Source organism: Streptomyces sp. NPDC101393, from assembly GCF_044767385.1.
Classification (GTDB): domain Bacteria; phylum Actinomycetota; class Actinomycetes; order Streptomycetales; family Streptomycetaceae; genus Streptomyces.
Genome location: NZ_JBIWNU010000007.1, coordinates 472,932 through 490,101, shown reverse-complemented (window position 1 = coordinate 490,101; position 17,170 = coordinate 472,932). Strand labels below are relative to the sequence as shown.

General features: G+C 71.9%; 16 protein-coding genes. 3 read left to right on the top strand and 13 right to left on the bottom strand.

The window, feature by feature from the left end; translation table 11 throughout:
* Positions 1–73: 73 nt before the first annotated feature.
* From ACIRQ7_RS24515 to ACIRQ7_RS24490, 6 genes are all read right to left on the bottom strand, one after another.
* A complete protein-coding gene (locus ACIRQ7_RS24515; RefSeq protein ID WP_404264896.1) occupies positions 74–709 on the bottom strand; it encodes a response regulator in 636 nt (211 codons plus the stop codon).
* Positions 706–1,974, bottom strand: coding sequence for a sensor histidine kinase (locus tag ACIRQ7_RS24510; RefSeq protein WP_404264895.1), 1,269 nt, complete (start codon positions 1,972–1,974; stop codon positions 706–708). Before ACIRQ7_RS24510 ends, ACIRQ7_RS24515 begins: the two co-directional genes overlap by 4 nt.
* 170 nt (positions 1,975–2,144) lie before the next feature.
* Complete coding sequence (locus ACIRQ7_RS24505; protein WP_404264894.1) at positions 2,145–2,510, bottom strand: winged helix-turn-helix domain-containing protein; 366 nt, start codon at positions 2,508–2,510, stop codon at positions 2,145–2,147.
* A gap of 13 nt (positions 2,511–2,523) precedes the next feature.
* Positions 2,524–3,063 (bottom strand): hypothetical protein, encoded by a 540-nt coding sequence (locus ACIRQ7_RS24500; RefSeq protein ID WP_404264893.1) that lies wholly within the window; start codon positions 3,061–3,063, stop codon positions 2,524–2,526.
* Positions 3,064–3,213: 150 nt separating this feature from the next.
* On the bottom strand, positions 3,214–3,882 hold the full coding sequence (locus ACIRQ7_RS24495) for a hypothetical protein (RefSeq protein WP_404264892.1): 669 nt from the start codon (positions 3,880–3,882) through the stop codon (positions 3,214–3,216).
* 610 nt (positions 3,883–4,492) lie between these two features.
* Complete coding sequence (locus tag ACIRQ7_RS24490; RefSeq protein ID WP_404264891.1) at positions 4,493–5,935, bottom strand: protein kinase; 1,443 nt, start codon at positions 5,933–5,935, stop codon at positions 4,493–4,495.
* A gap of 570 nt (positions 5,936–6,505) precedes the next feature.
* On the opposite strand from ACIRQ7_RS24490, the gene ACIRQ7_RS24485 reads away from it, so the two are divergent.
* The gene (locus tag ACIRQ7_RS24485; protein ID WP_404264890.1) at positions 6,506–7,450 is read left to right on the top strand and encodes an endonuclease/exonuclease/phosphatase family protein; all 945 of its coding nucleotides are present in this window, start codon (positions 6,506–6,508) and stop codon (positions 7,448–7,450) included.
* A 259-nt stretch (positions 7,451–7,709) separates the two neighbouring features.
* Here ACIRQ7_RS24485 and ACIRQ7_RS24480 read toward each other — a convergent pair whose 3' ends face one another.
* Both ACIRQ7_RS24480 and ACIRQ7_RS24475 read right to left on the bottom strand, forming a co-directional pair.
* Complete coding sequence (locus ACIRQ7_RS24480; protein WP_404264889.1) at positions 7,710–8,009, bottom strand: hypothetical protein; 300 nt, start codon at positions 8,007–8,009, stop codon at positions 7,710–7,712.
* Between the two features lie 215 nt (positions 8,010–8,224).
* Positions 8,225–9,628 (bottom strand): peptidase C39 family protein, encoded by a 1,404-nt coding sequence (locus ACIRQ7_RS24475; protein ID WP_404264888.1) that lies wholly within the window; start codon positions 9,626–9,628, stop codon positions 8,225–8,227.
* A gap of 180 nt (positions 9,629–9,808) precedes the next feature.
* Here ACIRQ7_RS24475 and ACIRQ7_RS24470 point away from each other — a divergent pair, with 180 nt between their 5' ends.
* The gene (locus ACIRQ7_RS24470) at positions 9,809–10,393 is read left to right on the top strand and encodes a uridine kinase (RefSeq protein ID WP_404264887.1); all 585 of its coding nucleotides are present in this window, start codon (positions 9,809–9,811) and stop codon (positions 10,391–10,393) included.
* Positions 10,394–10,871: 478 nt separating this feature from the next.
* Positions 10,872–12,773 (top strand): AAA family ATPase, encoded by a 1,902-nt coding sequence (locus tag ACIRQ7_RS24465; RefSeq protein WP_404264886.1) that lies wholly within the window; start codon positions 10,872–10,874, stop codon positions 12,771–12,773.
* A 23-nt stretch (positions 12,774–12,796) separates the two neighbouring features.
* Here ACIRQ7_RS24465 and ACIRQ7_RS24460 read toward each other — a convergent pair whose 3' ends face one another.
* From ACIRQ7_RS24460 to ACIRQ7_RS24440, 5 genes are all read right to left on the bottom strand, one after another.
* Positions 12,797–13,927: a hemolysin family protein gene (locus ACIRQ7_RS24460; RefSeq protein ID WP_404264885.1), complete on the bottom strand. Its 1,131-nt coding sequence runs from the start codon at positions 13,925–13,927 to the stop codon at positions 12,797–12,799.
* The gene (locus tag ACIRQ7_RS24455) at positions 13,924–15,303 is read right to left on the bottom strand and encodes a hemolysin family protein (RefSeq protein ID WP_404264884.1); all 1,380 of its coding nucleotides are present in this window, start codon (positions 15,301–15,303) and stop codon (positions 13,924–13,926) included. The genes ACIRQ7_RS24460 and ACIRQ7_RS24455 overlap by 4 nt, the downstream gene beginning before the upstream one ends.
* A 174-nt stretch (positions 15,304–15,477) precedes the next feature.
* Entirely contained in the window at positions 15,478–15,936 is a 459-nt protein-coding gene (locus tag ACIRQ7_RS24450) for a PH domain-containing protein (protein ID WP_401475194.1), read from the bottom strand.
* 51 nt (positions 15,937–15,987) lie between these two features.
* Positions 15,988–16,836, bottom strand: a complete 849-nt coding sequence (gene hisG / locus ACIRQ7_RS24445; RefSeq protein ID WP_401475191.1) for an ATP phosphoribosyltransferase — start codon at positions 16,834–16,836, stop codon at positions 15,988–15,990.
* Positions 16,837–16,888: 52 nt separating this feature from the next.
* Positions 16,889–17,161, bottom strand: a complete 273-nt coding sequence (locus tag ACIRQ7_RS24440; RefSeq protein WP_401475188.1) for a phosphoribosyl-ATP diphosphatase — start codon at positions 17,159–17,161, stop codon at positions 16,889–16,891.
* Between the last annotated feature and the right edge of the window lie 9 nt (positions 17,162–17,170).

The window sequence follows — 17,170 nt, the reverse complement described above, 5'->3', positions numbered from 1 at the left end:
CAGCCGTACGGCGAAGTCCCCTGCCACTGCTGCTGGTTGACCGGACGCGGCTCCCGCACGGCGGCCGCCGTGCCTACCGGGGCAGCAGGCGTTGTTCCTTGGCGACCGCGACGGCACCCGCACGGGTGTCGACGCCGAGCTTGGCGTAGATCCGGCCGAGGTGGGTCTTCACGGTGGCCTCGCTGATGAACAACGCGCGGGCGATGTCGCGGTTGCCGAGGCCGTGCGCGAGCTGCCCGAGGATGTCACGCTCCCGGTCGGTGAGGGTCGGGCCCGCCGCGCCCCGCATCCGGTCCATCACCCTGCTGGCGACCGGCGGCGACAGCGTCGTACGGCCCTGGGCCGCCGAGTGGATCGCCGCGAAGAGCTCCTCGGGCCGCTCGGCCTTGAGGAGGTACCCGGTGGCGCCCGCCTCGATGGCGCGGGTGACGTCGGCGTCCGTGTCGTACGTGGTGAGGACCAGGACATGCCCGGAGGCCGGGGTGGCCACGAGACGACGCGTCGCCTCGACCCCGTCGATGCCCGTGCCGAGCTGGAGGTCCATCAGGACGACATCGGGGTGCAGTTTGGCGGCCAGCGCGACGGCCTCCTCGCCGCTTCCCGCCTCGCCCACGACCTCGATATCGGGCTCGCTGCCCAGGAGAGCCAGCAGACCGGCACGTACCACGGCGTGGTCGTCGCAGATCAGGACGCGTACGGGGGCGGTCACGGAAGGGGCTCCAGGGGGATCGCGGCGGACAGGACGGTGCCCTCGCCGGGCGCCGATTCGATGGTGAGGCCCCCGCCGAGCTGCTGCACCCGGGCGCGCATGGCGGGCAGGCCGTGGCCGCGCACACCGCCACCGGGCTTGTCGCCGGGGGTGAAGCCCCGGCCGTCGTCGGCGATGTCCAGTACGACCTGGTCATCGAGGTGCGTGAGGGTGAGGGCCGCGGTGGTGGCCTCCGCGTGCTCGCGTACGTTCGCCAGCGCACCCTGCGCGATCCGCAGCAGCGCGGACTGGACCCGGTCGGGCAGAGCGGTGTGCGGGGATCCGTCCTGGTGGAAGCGGATCCGGAGACCGGCGGATGTCTCGCGTTCGGCGAGGGCACGCAGCGCCTCGTCGAGACCGGCACCGCCGACCAGGTCGGCAGGCGCGAGGTCGTGGACGAAGTGGCGGGCCTCGGCGAGATTGTGCTCGGTGACGGATGCGGCACTGCGGATATGACGCCGGGCAGCGGCCGGATCGGTGTCCCAGAGCCGGTCCGCCGCCTGGAGCAGCATCTGCTGGCTGGACAGGCCCTGGGCGAGCGTGTCGTGGATCTCCATGGACAGCCGCTGCCGCTCGGACAGGGTGCCCGCACGGCGTTCGGTGGCGGCCAGCTCCCGGCGGGTGCGCACCAGGTCGGCGATGACGGTCCGCAGCCGGGCCGCCTGGCGCTGGGCGTGCAGGAACACGGCCGTGGCGACGGCGGCGACAGCGGGGGGCGCGAACAGCAGGTTCGGGTCGAAGCCGGAGCCCAGCCGCAGCTTGACCTGCGCGGCCACGACGAAGGTGGTGAGCAGGGTGACGAGGACGATCGCGGACCGGGTGCCGAGCGACCGCAGCCCGGTGTAGAAGAGCGGTACGGCGCACCAGCCGAAGCTCGGCGCCAGCACCACCAGCGCCAGCCAGGCCCCGATGACGGCCACCAGCCAGACTCCGGGGGCCCTGGCGAAGCCGCCCGCCGCGGGGCCCTCCTTCGGGCCCAGGACGGGACCGAGTACGTACAGCAGGGCCAGCGCGATGGCGAGGCCGATGACCCAGAACGTGGCGGGGTCTCCGGGGTGGCGGATCAGAAAGCGGGTCATCGACGAGCTCAGAAGCACGAAGAACGCCACATGCATCACGCCGGCGAGCCAGCGCGCATCAGGATCGGCAGCTTCGATCTCGACACCTTCGGTGTCGGCTGCTTCGGTGCCGGCTGCTTCGATGCCGATGGGCGACCGCCTGTTCATCCCTGCCGCACGCTCCTCGCCCGCCTCGCTCTCCCCACCAAGGCTATCCAGCCCAGCAGCGCCCGCATCAGCCGATCGGCTGACCCCGCCGAGCGTCGAACGCACCCAGGAGGGCTGCCGCGCCAGGCAGGATCACCAGGGCGAGCCAGAAGGGACAGTGCGGACAGGCGCTAGGACGGTTCCCGGTCGGCCGCGTCGTCGCTGTGCTGCGGGGTCGATCGATCCGCCAGGTCGGCCTGGGCTCTGGCACCGGCCTCCCGGGCCGTGGTGGCGATTTTCTGAAGTGCCGCGATGTGCCGGTCCAGGGCCTGCCGCCCCGTAGGGGTGAGCGACAGCCAGGTGCGCGGGCGCTTACCGACATAGCCCTTGCGGATGGCAAGGTAGCCGACCTCCTCCAAGGCGGCGGCGACCTTGCTCAGCACCGAATCGGACACCTGGCAGGCGCTGCGCACGGCGGCGAACTCGGCCTCGTCACACGCCGAGAGAAAGGCGGCGACCGTCAGCCGGGTGGGGTGGTGGATCGCCGCGTCGATCACCGGTTCTCCCGAGTCAGGCGCGGCGTTCATCCGACCCCCGGGAGCCCGCCTGGAGCCGCTGCTTGATCGACCTGTTCCGGACGGCGAGCACCACCCAGGCACCCGACCCCAGCACCGCGCACAGTGCGATCTTGGTGGCCCCGCGATCGGCTCCGCACTGCCGGCACACGACGTACGTCACGATCCCCGCGGCGAGCAGCAGCAGAAGAGGGACCGCAGCCCGGCGCAGGCGTTGCGGCCAGGGCACCGTCACCGTGACGTGGGCCCTTCGCCGGGCGGCGCCGGCGAGCCCGATCATCGCCGCCAGGCCGGCCAGCGAGATCAGCAGCGAGAGCGGCACTCCCCAGCCGCCCCGCCCCTCGCTCCAGGCTTCCCCGAGGGCCGGAACGATCAGCACCGCGGCCGCGGCAGGTCCGTACCAGGCGGGAGTCAGCCGGGAGCTGAGCAGGGCCAGCGCCCTGGCGTCGTCGACATCCCGCAACGCACCCTCCGCGCGTTCTCCCGCCACGGAAACCGCGCCGTGACCTGCTGGGGTGTTCTCGTGGGAGGGCATCGCGTCTCTCGGACCTTTCATCGCCGCCTGAGTGATCTCACCTTCCATCCTTGCATGTACTTTCCGAAACGGAAAGTGCCTGCTCGGCGCCCCCTGAGCAGGACGTCGGCATCCGCACACCCTTCGGATGCGGACGGGCGGCAGCCCCGGTCAGCCGTAGAGACGCGCGGCCGAACCGGTGACCGGGCCCTGATGGCCCGGGACGGTGTAGGCGAAGTTGAGGACCGTGCGGCGCACACCCGGCCGGTTCAGCGGTGTCACCCGGTGCGCGGTGCGGTCGCTGCGCAGCAGGTAGGCATGGCCCGGGTGGTGGTGCAGGCGGCGGGTGCCGGGGGCGTCCAGGGCGTGGAGGTCTGCCCGGCCGGGCGTGAATTCCAGCAGCCCGCCATCGGCGGCGTCCGGCGGAGCATCGATGAACAGGACCAGGGCGAGGGGGTAGTCGTCGGTGTGGACCCCATGGGTGTCGCCGGGTCGGTGCAGGATGTTCAGGACATGCCGTTCCACCGGGTCGTCGACCGCGACGACGGGCTGCCCGACGACGCCCGCGAGCAGGTCGAGCAGCGCGCGGTCCTGATACAGCCCCGCGATGACCTGCGACTGCTGCGCGATCCGGCGCCCGCCGACAGTGGTCATGTGCCCGGGGCTGCCGTCCATGCAGTCCATGGTGAAGTCGCGCCGGGCCGCCTCCCGCTCCAGCCGCCCGGCCTCCTCACGCAGCGCCCGAAGCCCTGCGGCGGTCAGCAACCCCGGCAGCGGCAGATACCCCCCGGCGGCGAACCGCTTCGGCAAGGAACCGGTCCCCGACGGCAGCGACAGCATGGAACAGCGCTACCACCCCCCGACCTGCACGAAACACCGCCTGCGGGGGCAGGCGGCCGACCGGCACGGAGCCGACCCACCTGCCGCGCCCAGGCCGGCGCACGCCGGCGTCCCACCACCCTCCAGGAGGTGACGGGAGATGCGTTCAGGAGGGCTCGGTGGTGGCCTGTTGCGCCGCGAAAGCCCACGTGGCGAGCAGTTGCTCGTACTCGGCCTGCTCCTCCGGCATCAGGCCGCGACCGGCGCGCTCAGTCATGAATGCCCGTATGGCCGCGTTCGCCTCGGACGCTGAGCCCGCCGATGACTCACCAGTGATTGTGGACATGGAGTGAATCTTAGGGGGAAGCAGTGACTGCGCCGTCACACGGCAGTCCTCTTTCGGGCAACCAGGCTCAGGCCACGAGGCTCAGGCGACGAGGCTCAGGCCTGCGGCGGGACGGTGGGTTCGGCGAGTGGCCGGAACGCAAGGCCGGCACCCCGCTCACCGCGGCCTCAGCCGCAGGCGACCGGGGTGCCGGTACGGGGTGCCGATACGGCGTGCGGGATGCAGGCTTGGCCTGCGGACGCCCCCTCCCCCTCGCGCCCCAAGGACCTCTGCCGCACGGGTCGGTCAGCGTCCGCCGAGAGACCCGGCCCCGTGCTTCAGGCTCATGAACCAGTGGCCGATCTGGTGCCGCAGGCTGCCGCCGTGGGTCACCCAGTCGTGCAAGGGCGGGATCTTCCAGACGGCCAGGCCGCCGAGGAAGACCAGCACTGCGAGTGTCAGCAGAGTCTTGAGGAGGATGCGGCGGGGGCGGCCGGCCTTCCCGGAAGGCGCCGCCGGCGTGCGGAGGTCGGCTGCTCCGGGGGCCAGCTGGGCAGCGCCGCAATGCGGGCAGTGCGCCGGCGGGCCGGTGGCGGGAAATGCCTCTTCGCCGTACGCCTGCGGCCGCCCGTCGCCCCGCACCGCCGTGCCCTCGGCACGCACCGCCGCCACGCCGTCACCGTCACTCGCCGCTGCGCTGCCCGCGACCGCGGATTCCCGTGTCCCGCCGATCTGCGTCGGTGTGCGTTCCCCGCTCTGCGGTGCCGGAGCGGCGACGGGGTCGGTGTGGAGAAGCTGTGCCGGCTGTGTCGGCGCGGCAGCGACGCGGAGGAGCGTGGGCTGCGGGTCCGGGGGCAGGAACGCGGCGGGGTCGGCCGTCGACTCGCGCAGCAGGGCGGGTTCGTCGGCCTCGTCGGTGATGGCACGCAGGGCCTGGGCGAGGCTTTCGGCGCTGGGGCGTTCGAGGGGCTCCTTGCGCAGGCAGTGCTCAACGACCGTCCATACGGGGGCGGGGAATCCCGCGGGACGCCGGGGCTCCTCGATCTGGTGACGGTGAAGTACCTCCAGCGCGCTGCCGCCCGCGAAAGGCGCCTTTCCGGCGATGAGCTCGTAGAGCAGGATTCCGGCGCTGTAGACGTCGACGGCGGAGCTCGGCTGATGGCCCAGTGCGGTCTCGGGTGCGAGGTAGGCGGGTGTTCCGACGAACTCGTGGGTGCGGGTGAGCCCCGGGGCGTCGGCCAGCCTGGCGATCCCGAAGTCCGTGAGCATCGGCCGGATCTCGGCGTCGTCGTCCGCGTCGGTGCCGGCGAGCATGATGTTCGCGGGCTTGAGATCCCGGTGCAGTACGCCATCGGCGTGGCTGGCGGCCAGCGCGTCCGCGATCTGCGCGGTGAGCCGGACCGCGCCGAGCGGATCCAGGGGGCCCACTTCCCGCAGGTACCGGTGCAGGTCGGGGCCGTCGATGAAGTCCATGACGAGCGCGAGCAGATCGCCTTCGACGACCAGGTCGCGGGTGCGCACGATGTTGGCGTGGGTGAGGCGGCGGAGCGCGGAGTGCTCCTGCAGGAAGCGCAGCACCACATCGGGGTCGCCGGCCAGTTCCTCTCTGAGCACCTTGATGGCGACGATTCTGCTCGGCGCGCCCTCGGCAGTGACGTCGTCCTGCGCGGGGCGGGCTCGCCACACGGTGCCGGAAGCGCCGCGTCCGAGCGGCTCCTCCAGCAGGTATTTACTGCCTACCGGTCGCATGTCGTCCGCTTCCTGGTCGTGGGGGGCAGGTCGTGGGGGGCGTCGCGGAGCGCCCGTGGCGCGGGCCCCACAGGCACTCGGGGGGCGGCCCGGCAGTCCGGGATCTGTGCACAGCACACCTGCTTCGGCGGCTGTTTCCCGGAGGGGCGAGGCCGCTCGTAGCGCAGTCCGCGAACGCGGTGTCATCGGGCGCCGGGCATCGGCACACCCACCACATCGGGGCCTCGCCACAGCATGCCATGCCTTCTACCTGCGACAAAAGAAACCCGTTGCACCCCCGCACTCCGCGCTCCGCTCGCGGCGCCCACCGCCCGCCGCCCATGGGGGCCCGTTGTCGGCGCCTCCGCCCCACCGACAGCAAGTCTCCAACTTGTTCAGACATGTTGCGTGGAGATATCGACTGTCACAGCCCTGCTACAGCACCCCTCGCCGGGCCCCGAAGCCGGTTTAGGCCTCCGGCCTCCGGCAAGAGGCGCCGGACGGGAGTCTCATGGGCGACGGCGCGGCCATCACCCGGCTCTCCCCCCACACCTGCCGGCCCGTCCGGCATACGAGAGGAATGAGCACCACGTGAGCAAGAGCGCGAAGCACGCGGACGACCCGAACCACACGAGGACCAAGCGGCGCCTCGCCTTCGGCCTGACCGGCGGGGTGGCGGCACTGGCCGTGGCGGCGAGCGCGATGGCCGCCACCGGCGGGACCGGCACCGCCGGGGGCGCGTCCGCGCAGTCCCTGAAGGTGATGAGCCTGAACACCTGGCACGGTGGCGCCAAGGTCACGGACGGGGTCAACAAGATCGCAAAACAAGTCACGGCTTCCGGCGCCGATGTCGTCGCACTGCAGGAGTCCTCCAGCTCCGTCGCCAAGGAAATCGCGGACAAGCTGGGGTGGAAGTACCACACGGCCAGCGGCACGGACGTCGACCTCGTCAGCAAGAAGCCGATCGAGAAGACCGACTCGTTCTCGAAGGAGTCCTCCGGCGCGAAGGCGATCGCCGCGAAGATCGACGGCGTCTGGGTGTACTCGATCCACCTCGACTACACGAAGTACGGCCCGTACAACGCCTGCTTCGACAAGGACAGCTACCAGAAGATCTACGCGGACGAGGCGAGCCGCAAGGCCCAGGCCCAGGACATAGCGGAGTGGACCGGTTCGGCACCGGCGATCGTCGCGGGAGACTTCAACACGCCCTCCCACCTGGACTGGACCGAGGCGACCAAGGCGAAGCACTGCAACTCGGAGGTCGAGTGGCCCGCGACGAAGGCCTTCGCGGACAAGGGGTTCAAGGACTCCTACCGTGAACTGCACCCGAGTCCGGCGAACGCCCCCGGCAACACCTGGTCCCCCGTCACCAAGACGAACAGCGACTACGACAACAAGCCGGAGCCGCAGGACCGCATCGACTTCATCCTCCATCAGGGCGGCTCGCTGAAGCCCACCTCGTCCCGCACGTTCGGTGGCGGCTCGGACTGGCCCTCCGACCACCTGGCCGTCGTCACCACCTTCCGGCATTGAGCGACCCACGCCCCTGCCCGGCCACCGCGAACGGCCTCGGCCCGCTCCTCTCCCGCAGAGCGCCGGCACGCAGGTGAACGGGCGTGGAACAGGCCCGCCGGGCCGGGGCCGTGGCGGAAACGCGCACGGCCCCGGCCCAGGCCCCGCCCAAGAGACCGAGCGGGGCTGGAGAAGCCGGGGGAGGCGGGCTTGCTCCCTGGACTGGCGGCAATGCCCGGGGAGCTCCCACGGGAGGACGCCATGTCCGTCCGGGCCGTAGCTAGTGCGCAGCCCCGCGCGCCGAGGCCACGACCTCTCCGGCCGTGACCTGGGGTGGGTTGGGGAGCAGCGTCGCGAGAGAGTCCCGGACGAAGTCTGCCGCCCTGGAGACGGATTCCTCGGCCCCGGCCCGGTCGTCGAAGATGCTGGTCGAGAGCATGACCCCGTTCCCCGCGTCGACCCAGTAGTAGGCCACGAAGCCGGGAACCTCACGCATGAGCGGTACGAACCCCTCCTTCACGAGGCGGCCTGCTTCCGAGGGGTCGGTCACTCCGTCGTACCGTCGGACTGCTGCGTACATGGCCGATCTCCTCGCGGGGGTTCCAGGACGTGTGGTGGGAACGTCGTACCCCCGGGGCGGCGGACCGGCTCGCGAGGAGCCCGGCAATCACCTGAAGGGCGCTGTGATCCGAACGGCGCACGGAAGCGGTGGTCGGTCGCTGTGCCTGCGCGGTCGGTGACCCTGCCGTGCCAAAGGGCCCCGACCGTCTGCCGATCGGGGCCCTGCTCCTGACCTCAGCGAACTCCGACCGAGGCCAGCGCCCGCCTCTGCACCGCGGTCGGCCTCGCCGGGAAGTACAGGTAGCACACCCCGCCGCTGCCGCCGACGACCTTGCCGTCGGCGTTCTTCCTCTTCGTCCTGAGCCAGATGTTCTCGAACTGGCGGCGCTTGTAGACGTGGCGTACCGCCGGGTCGTCGGGGGACGCCGGGTCGTTGGCGATGATGTCGCCGTTGTCGGTGAAGCCGACGAGGGTCATGAGGTGGCCGGCGGTGCCGTAGCCCGCGCCGTCGAGTTCGGTCTTGAGGAAGGACTGGGAGGTGATGACCGGGATGCCCGCGTGGACCAGGCGTTCGGCGTCCGTGAGGGAGGCGAGGCGGGTGACGACGGCCTGCATGTCCTTGTAGGTGGCGGCGTAGGCGGCGTTGAAGGGCCAGTTGCCGCAGCCTTCGTACTGGTTGTCGAAGGTGTTCCGGGCGGCGTGGCAGACCTGGGGGTCGGCGTAGTCGGGGTTGACCCAGGCGAGGTCCTCGCGGGTGGGCTTGCGGCCCCAGTACTCGACGATCATCTGGGAGGAGGTGGGGCTGCACCATGCCTCTCCCCCGTTGTCGTACTCCGGGTACTGACCCTTGTGGATCTCCTGCGAGTAGCGCGGTACGTCCAGTTCGCGGCCGGCCCGGCCCGGCTTCGAGGCGGGTACCTCGAAGCGGTCGGGGAGGTCGGAGCTCATGGCGCCCACCCGCCAGACGGTCGGTGTCTGGACGGCGTTCGGCTTGCGGTAGAGGGTCAGGCGCAGCTGGTACGAGGCCAGGCGCAGGCCGCCGGCGGGGTCGTCGACGGCGAAGGTGTCGGTGGAGATGCTGCTCTTGCCGTCCTTCTGGTCGTCGACGGAGGTGCGGCGGATGTCGGCCTCGCCGTCGCCGGCCGTCCAGCGGCCCATGACGTACCAGGGGGTGCGGGTGCCGTCGCTGTAGGTGCCGCGCAGTTCGATGGCGATCCAGGTGCCGGCGGGGGTGTGCGCGTTCCAGGAGGCGACGGCCTCCGTCGCCGGGACCTGAAGGGTGTGCACCGGGGAGGTCCAGGTGGCGTACTCCCAGGTGGCGGTCTTCCCGGAGTGCGGGTCGCGGTAGTCCAGCGAGCCGACGGGGTGGTCGATGCGGATGCCGGGGCGGGCGCCGTGGGCGAGGGCGGTGCCGTTGTTCCGGCCGTGGTGCCAGTCGGCTGCGGTGGTCCAGGCGTGATAGTCCACGAGGCTCTTCGATCGGGGGGCGGCGGCATCCGGGGTACGCGCGGTGGGGGCGGCCGGGGAGGTGGCGCCCCTGCGGGGCTCGGCGCCGGCGTGCGCCAAGGGGGTGGCGACGCCCGCTGCGGCGGCGAGTGCGACGGCCAGGACGGTGCGCCGGGGTGCGGAGCTGGTCATGGTGTGGGTCCCCCAGTCGGATGCGTGCGATCGGGTGCGAGGGTTCCGCCGGTACTGCGTCAAGTGCGGGTGCGTGTCGGCGTGGGGCAACTATCTCCGGTCCGGAGGGGCTTCGGCCAGCGGTTGGGCGCGCGTCGTGGCAGGAATATTGGTGTGGACCACTGACGTACGCTGGCGGCCATGGACCGCGATCTGACCTCGCTCGCCGCCCGGCTGCGGGCCCTGCCGCCCTCCTGCGGGCCGTCGCGGCTGGTCGCGGTGGACGGGCACGCGGGGTCGGGGAAGAGCACCTTCGCCGGTCGACTGGCCGGGGCGCTCGGCGGTGCGCCGGTGGTGCACACCGACGACCTCGCCACCCATGACGAGCTGTTCGCCTGGAGCGGCCGGCTCCGCGAGCAGGTCCTGGAGCCGCTGTCCCGGGGGGAGCGTGCGCGCTACGGCGTCTACGACTGGGTACGCCGGGGGTTCGGCGAGGGACGTGGGCTGGATCCGGCGCCCGTCGTGCTGGTGGAGGGCGTCGGCACGGGCCGCCGCGTGCTGCGCCCCTACCTGGCCTGCCTGTTGTGGATGGAACTGCCGGACGCGCACTCCTGGGCGCGTGGCCAACGTCGCGACGGACCGGGGATGTCGGCCTTCTGGGATGGCTGGATTCCGGCGGAGCGCGCGCACTTCGCCGCGGACCCCTCGCGGCCGTACGCGGACCTCTTGGTGCGGCAGGGACGGACGGGATACGAGGTGCTCGTGGGGCCTTCCACGCACACCTGACCCGCCCCCGGATTCACCCTCCGTAGTGGACCGCCGCGGGGGCGCGGAGCAGCGCCCGTGGCGTGCCGCCGAGTGCCCCAACTCGGCTTGACCTGGGGGGCGTACAGGACTTACGTTCTCAATGTGCGGTTCAACGGACCGCCCACATACACGAAGCCCCCGGTTGTTCCCCCGTGATCGGGGGCTTCGTTCTGGGCGAAAGCCCTTCATGCCGCGCTTCGCGCCGCCAATCCCTCACCCTGGGTCACCGCATTCTTCGCGCCGTTCGACGCCGCCCGGCCGCCCGCACCGACCCGTGCGGCCCTCTACGGCCCGCACCGAAACCGCAGGTACGATGCGAGTCCGTGCCACCGGAGGACCCGGACCGAAGTGCGCGCGTCGACGGTCAACTCCCGCCTGCCGTACGACGGTTCGAGCATCTGCGGCCCGGCACTCGCCCGGCGGCACACCACGGGGGGACGTTTTGTGGGGGGACGGGATGGAATCCGGCACCAATGGCTCGCCCGCCCCGGCCGAACTCGCCTGGCTGCGCGCGGTCGACGCCTACACCGTGGGCGCGTATCCGCAGGCCGAGGAGGAGTTCCGGGCCGCGGTACGGCTCGACCCGTCGATGGCCGACGCCTGGCTCGGCCTGCACGCCCTGCGCGCCGACACCTCCGTCGCCCTGCTGCAGATGCACCGCCACCGCGACCGCTTCGGTGAGCAGCGCGCCCGCCACCGACGCACCCTCAACTCCTGGTACTGGCTGGGCTGGTGGGTGCAGCCGGTGCTGGAGACCGGACGCGATCTGCTGCTCGCGCACGCCTCCCACTGGCTGGACGGCCGCCATGTCGCCGAGTTGGACCAGGCGCTGGCCGGCTGCCCGCCGGTCGACACCGACCCCCAGGTGCGCTTCCTGCACGCCTGCCGCGCCTACCTCGTCAAGGACTGGGACCAGCTCGTACGGCACACCGAAACACTGCTGACCGACCCGGTACTGGGCATCGAGGCAGGGCTGTTCGGCGGGATGGCGCGGGTGCGGCTGGAGATGTACGGGCAGGCCGAGCCGCTGCTGTCCGCGGCGCTGATGCGCTGCCGCAGCGAACAGCCGCAGCGCAAGGAGCTGCGCTACTGGCTCGCCCGCGCCCACGAGGGCACCGGCCGCAGCGCCGCGGCGCTCCCCCTCTACCGCGCCGTGCACCGCGTCGACCCGGCCTTCATGGACACCGCGGCCCGGCTCGCCGCCATCACCGAGGCGGACGGGCTGGACGAGGGCGCCGATCTCGCGACGGTCTCCGCGTCCGGTTTCGGCCAGGAGGCCGGCAGCGATCTGGACCCGCTCTCCCCGCTCGACCCCGTCGACGGCCGCGAGCTGCTGGCCACCGGCGAGGCGGAACCGCCCGAGCCAGGGGCGGGCGCCGTCCCGCCCGGCGCGGGCACCGCGGCTCGCGCCAAGGCTGCGGCGGCCGGCCCGCGCGGCGCCGAGCGGCTGCCCACCGGGCCCGCCGACCCGGTGCTGCTGGAGAAGGCGCTGGCGGAGCTGGAACGGATGGTCGGCATGGAGCCGGTCAAGCGGCAGGTACGGGCGCTGTCGGCGCAGTTGAGGATGGCGCGGCTGCGCGCGGGGCAGGGGCTTCCGGTGCAGCCCCCGAAGCGGCACTTCGTCTTCTCCGGGCCCTCGGGCACCGGCAAGACGACCGTGGCCAGGATACTCGGGCGGGTCTTCTACGCGCTGGGGCTGCTCGGCGGCGACCATCTCGTGGAGGCCCAACGTGCCGATCTGGTGGGCGAGTTCCTCGGCCAGACCGCGGTCAAGGCGAATGAGCTGATCGACTCGGCGCTGGGCGGGGTGCTCTTCGTCGACGAGGCGTACAGCCTGTCCAACTCCGGTTACAGCAAGGGCGACGCGTACGGCGACGAGGCCCTCCAGGTGCTGCTCAAGCGCGCCGAGGACAACCGCGACCGGCTCGTCGTCATCCTGGCCGGGTATCCGGAGGGCATGGACCGGCTGCTGGCCGCCAATCCGGGCCTGTCCTCCCGCTTCACCTCCCGCGTCGACTTCCCCAGCTACCGCCCGCTGGAGCTGACCGCCATCGGCGAGGTGCTGGCCGCGGAGAACGGCGACCGCTGGGACGAGGAGTCGCGTGACGAGCTGTGCAGCATCAGCGGGCATGTCGTCGACCAGGGCTGGATCGACGAACTCGGCAACGGCCGCTTTCTGCGCACCCTCTACGAGAAGAGCTGCGCCTACCGCGATCTGCGGCTGTCCACCTGGCGCGGCACCCCGAGCCGCGACGACCTCGCCACGCTCCGGCTGCCGGACCTGATGCAGGCCTACGGCGAGGTGCTCTCCGGCCGCGGACCGGACCCGCAGGGGCCGCCGAAGGGGCTGGATCTCTAGCCTCTTCGGCGGCCGCGGCCGGGTCAGCCGGCCAGCGCCCTGTCGCCCGAGGGCAGCGACGTGCCCTCGCGAGGTTCGGTGATGCGGCCGCCCGTTTCCGCCCGGCCTCGGGGCGGGCCGGCCGGCCGGTGGTGCGCGGGGTCGCGGACCTCGCCGACCAGCATCTCCAGTACGTCCTCCAGCGCGACCAGGCCGAGCACCCGGCCGCTCGCGTCGGCGACGGCCGCCAGGTGGGAGGCGGCCCGGCGCATCGCCGTCAGGGCGTCGTCCAGCGGGAGTTCGGCGCGCAGCGTCGCCATCGGGTGCCAGATGCGCTGGGGCACCGCGCGGTCCCGCTCCTCCAGATCCAGCACGTCCTTGACGTGCAGATAGCCCATGTAGGCACCGCCCGGCGCGCAGACCGGGAAGCGGGAGTAGCCGGTCTTCACGGTCAGCTCCTCCACCATGCGGGGGCTGACCGTCGGCTCGACGGTGACCAGCCCCGCGGGGTCGAGGAGGACGTCCGTGACGGGGCGGCTGCCCAGCTCCAGGGCGTCGGAGAGCCGTTCCTGCTCGGCCGGGCCGAGCAGGCCCGCCTGGCCGGAGTCCTCCACGAGATGGGTGAGCTGTTCGCTGGTGAAGACCGCTTCGACCTCGTCCTTCGGCTCGACGCCGAAGAGCCGGAGCACACCGTGGGCGCAGGCGCCGAGCAGTGCGGTGACCGGGCGGCACAGCCGCGCGAAGGCGACCAGCCCCGGGCTGAACCACAGCGCCGTCTTCTCGGGCGCCGCCATCGCGAGGTTCTTGGGGACCATCTCCCCGATGACGAGGTGCAGGAAGACCACCGCCGCCAGCGCGATGACATAGCCGAGCGGGTGGATCAGCGGCTCGGGGAGGTGGGCGGCGTGGAAGACCGGCTCCAGGAGGTGGGCGACGGTCGGCTCGGCGACCGCGCCGAGGGTCAGGGAGCAGACGGTGATGCCGAACTGTGCGGCGGCCATCATCTGCGGGAGGTTCTCCAGGCCGTGCAGGACCTGGCGGGCCCGCTTGGAGCCTTCCGTGGCGAGCGGTTCGATCTGGCTGCGGCGGACCGAGACCAGGGCGAACTCGGCTCCGACGAAGAAGCCGTTGGCGAGCACGAGCAGCACCGCGAAGAGGAGCTGGGCCAGGGTCATCGGACCGCCTCCGCACCGGCCGCGACGGGCACCCGCGCGGCCTCGGGCGGGGCGGGCGACGCCACGGCTGCGGGTGCCGTCCGCACGATCCTTATCCGCTCGGCACGGTGGTGCGAGACGAGTCGTACCCGAAGCCGCCAGCCGTCGAGTTCGGCGGTGTCGCCGGGGGCCGGGATCCGGCCGAGTATGTGTGCCACCAGTCCTGCCACCGTTTCGTACGGGCCGTCGGGGGCCTCCAGGCCGATCCGCCGCAGGGTGTCCACCCGGCAGCCGCCGTCGGCGTCCCAGGCGGGGCGGCCGTCCTCGGCCGGGGCCTGGCCCAGCTCGGGCAGGTCCACCCGGTCGTGCTCGTCGCGGACCTCGCCGACGAGTTCCTCGATGATGTCCTCCAGGGTGACCACACCGGCCGTGCCGCCGTATTCGTCGACGACCACGGCGATCGGCGCTTCGCTGCGCAGCCGCTCCAGCAGCTGCTGCACCGGCACCGTCTCGGGCACCAGCAGCGGCGGTACCGCGATCCGGCCGGCCGGGGTGCGCAGCCGTTCGTGTGCCGGGACGGCCAGCGCGTCCTTGAGGTGCACCATGCCGACGACCTCGTCGATGCGGGTGCGGTAGACGGGGAAGCGGGACAGGCCGGTGGCGCGGGTGAGGTTCACGACGTCCTCGGCGGTCGCCGACGCCTGCAGGGCGCTGACCCGTACGCGGGGCGTCATGACGTTCTCGGCGGTCAGGTCGCCCAGCGAGAGGGTGCGGACGAACAGGTCCGCAGTGTCCTGTTCGATGGCGCCGGCCTGTGCGGAGTGCCGGGCGAGCGAGACGAGTTCGCCGGGGGTGCGGGCGGAGGCGAGTTCGTCGGTCGGCTCCACCCCCAGGGCGCGCACGAGGCGGTTGGCGACGGTGTTCAGCAGGGAGATCACCGGGCGGAAGAACCGCGAGAAGGCGTTCTGCGGGCCGGCGACGAAGCGTGCCACCTGCAGCGGCTTGGAAACCGCCCAGTTCTTGGGCACCAGCTCGCCGATGACCATCTGGACCGCGGACGCCAGCAGCATGCCGAGGACGACGGCGATGGTGGGCACCGCGCCCTTTGGCAGGCCGGTGCCGCGCAGCGGGCCGGAGAGCAGCTGGGCCAGCGCCGGCTCGGCGAGCATGCCGACCACCAAGGAGGTGATCGTGATGCCCAGTTGGGTGCCGGACAGCTGGAAGGAGAGTTCACGCAGCGCGGAGACGACGGTGCGGGCGCGGCGGTCGCCGTCGGCCGCGGCGCGTTCGGCGTCCGCCTTCTCGACGGTGACGAGTCCGAACTCCGCGGCCACGAAGAAGCCGTTGGCCAGGATCAGGACGAGTGCCGCCGCGAGCAGCAGCAGGGGGCCGGTCATGCCGCCGCCTCCGGGGTCTTCGGGGGTTCGGGAGGGGCGGCGCAGGTACTACAGGACGATCCGTCCATTGCTGGAGGGAGTCACTCCTCGGGTCGTGGTCTGGCCCACTGGGGGCAGGGCGCTCGGTGCGTCCCGGAGAACAGAGTAATCAGCGGGGCCCGGAATGGGGCGTGCTCACCCGGCCGTGTGGCCGACGGCACCATGGGTTTCGGCGAGGGCGCGCAGTGCGCGGGCGTCGCGGATGGCCTGGTCCCGGGCGATGCCGGGCTGGATGCCCATCGCCGGGAGGCTGGTGCCGTCGGCGAGGTCGAGGTGGACCCAGGGGTCGCCGTTGCGGAGGTTGACGCGCAGGACCTGGGCCCAGGCCAGTTCACGCCTGGTGGTGAGGTTGACCACCGTGATGCCCTCCTGTCGCGCGACCACCTTGGGGCGGGCGAGCAGCAGGAGGACGGCCAGCACCAGCAGTCCGGTGAGGACGAAGCTGAGCCGCTCGCCGCCGCCCAGCTTCGGCAGCAGCGCCGCGATCACCGTCAGGGCGGCGAGCTGGGCGATGCCGACGGTGTACAGGACGACCCGGGTACGGGTCGGCCGGAAGGTCACCGGAAGGCTGGGCAGGGGCGTGGGCGCGGACACGTCGTGGTCTTCCGTCGTGGGCGGGGCGTACGGGCGGTCAGCGGGTGCCGGTCACAGCCGGCAGGCGTGGATGCCCGTGGTCAGGATCGCGCGGGCGCCGAGGTCGTAGAGCTCGTCCATGATGCGCTGGGCGTCCTTGGACGGGACCATCGAGCGGACCGCGACCCAGCCCTCGTGGTGCAGCGGGGAGACCGTCGGCGACTCCAGGCCGGGGGTGAGGGCGACGGCCTTCTCGACGTGCTCGACGCGGATGTCGTAGTCCATCATCACGTAGCGGCGGGCCACCAGGACGCCCTGCATACGACGCAGGAACTGGCGCACCTTCGGGTCGTCCTCCGGGGCGCCGGTGCGGCGGATGACGACCGCTTCGGACTGCATGATCGGCTCGCCGATGATCTCCAGGCCGGCGTTGCGCAGGGTGGTGCCGGTCTCCACGACGTCCGCGATGATCTCGGCGACGCCGAGCTGGATGGCGGTTTCGACGGCGCCGTCGAGGTGGACGACGGAGGCGTCCACGCCGTTGTCGGCGAGGTGCTGGGTGACCAGGCCGGAGAACGAGGTGGCGACGGTCATGCCGCCGAACTCGGTGACGTCCTTGGCGGTACCCGGGCGGGTGGCGTAGCGGAACGTCGAGCCGGCGAAGCCGAGCTGCATGATCTCCTCGGCCTGCGAGCCGGAGTCCAGGAGGAGGTCGCGGCCGGTGATGCCGATGTCGAGCTTGCCGGAGCCGACGTAGACCGCGATGTCGCGCGGGCGCAGGAAGAAGAACTCGACCTCGTTGCCGGCGTCGACGAGGACGAGTTCCCTGCGGTCCTTGCGCTGGCGGTAGCCGGCCTCATGGAGCATCGCCGACGCAGGCTCGGACAGTGAACCCTTGTTGGGGACAGCGATGCGCAGCATGAGGGCATTTTCCTTTGGTGAGTGGGGTGTTGAGGGGTGAGGGCGGGGCCGCTCAGAGATGGGCGTACACGTCGTCGAGGGAGATTCCCTTGGCGACCATCATCACCTGGAGGTGGTAGAGGAGCTGGGAGATCTCCTCGGCGGCGGCGTCGTCGGATTCGTACTCCGCGGCCATCCACACCTCGGCGGCCTCTTCGACGACCTTTTTGCCGATCGTATGGACACCGGCCTGCACCAGCTCGGCGGTACGGGAGGTGGTGGGGTCGCCGGTGGCGGCCTTCTGCTGGAGCTCGGTGAAGAGCGCCTCGAAAGTCTTCTTGGACATGGTGAGCCC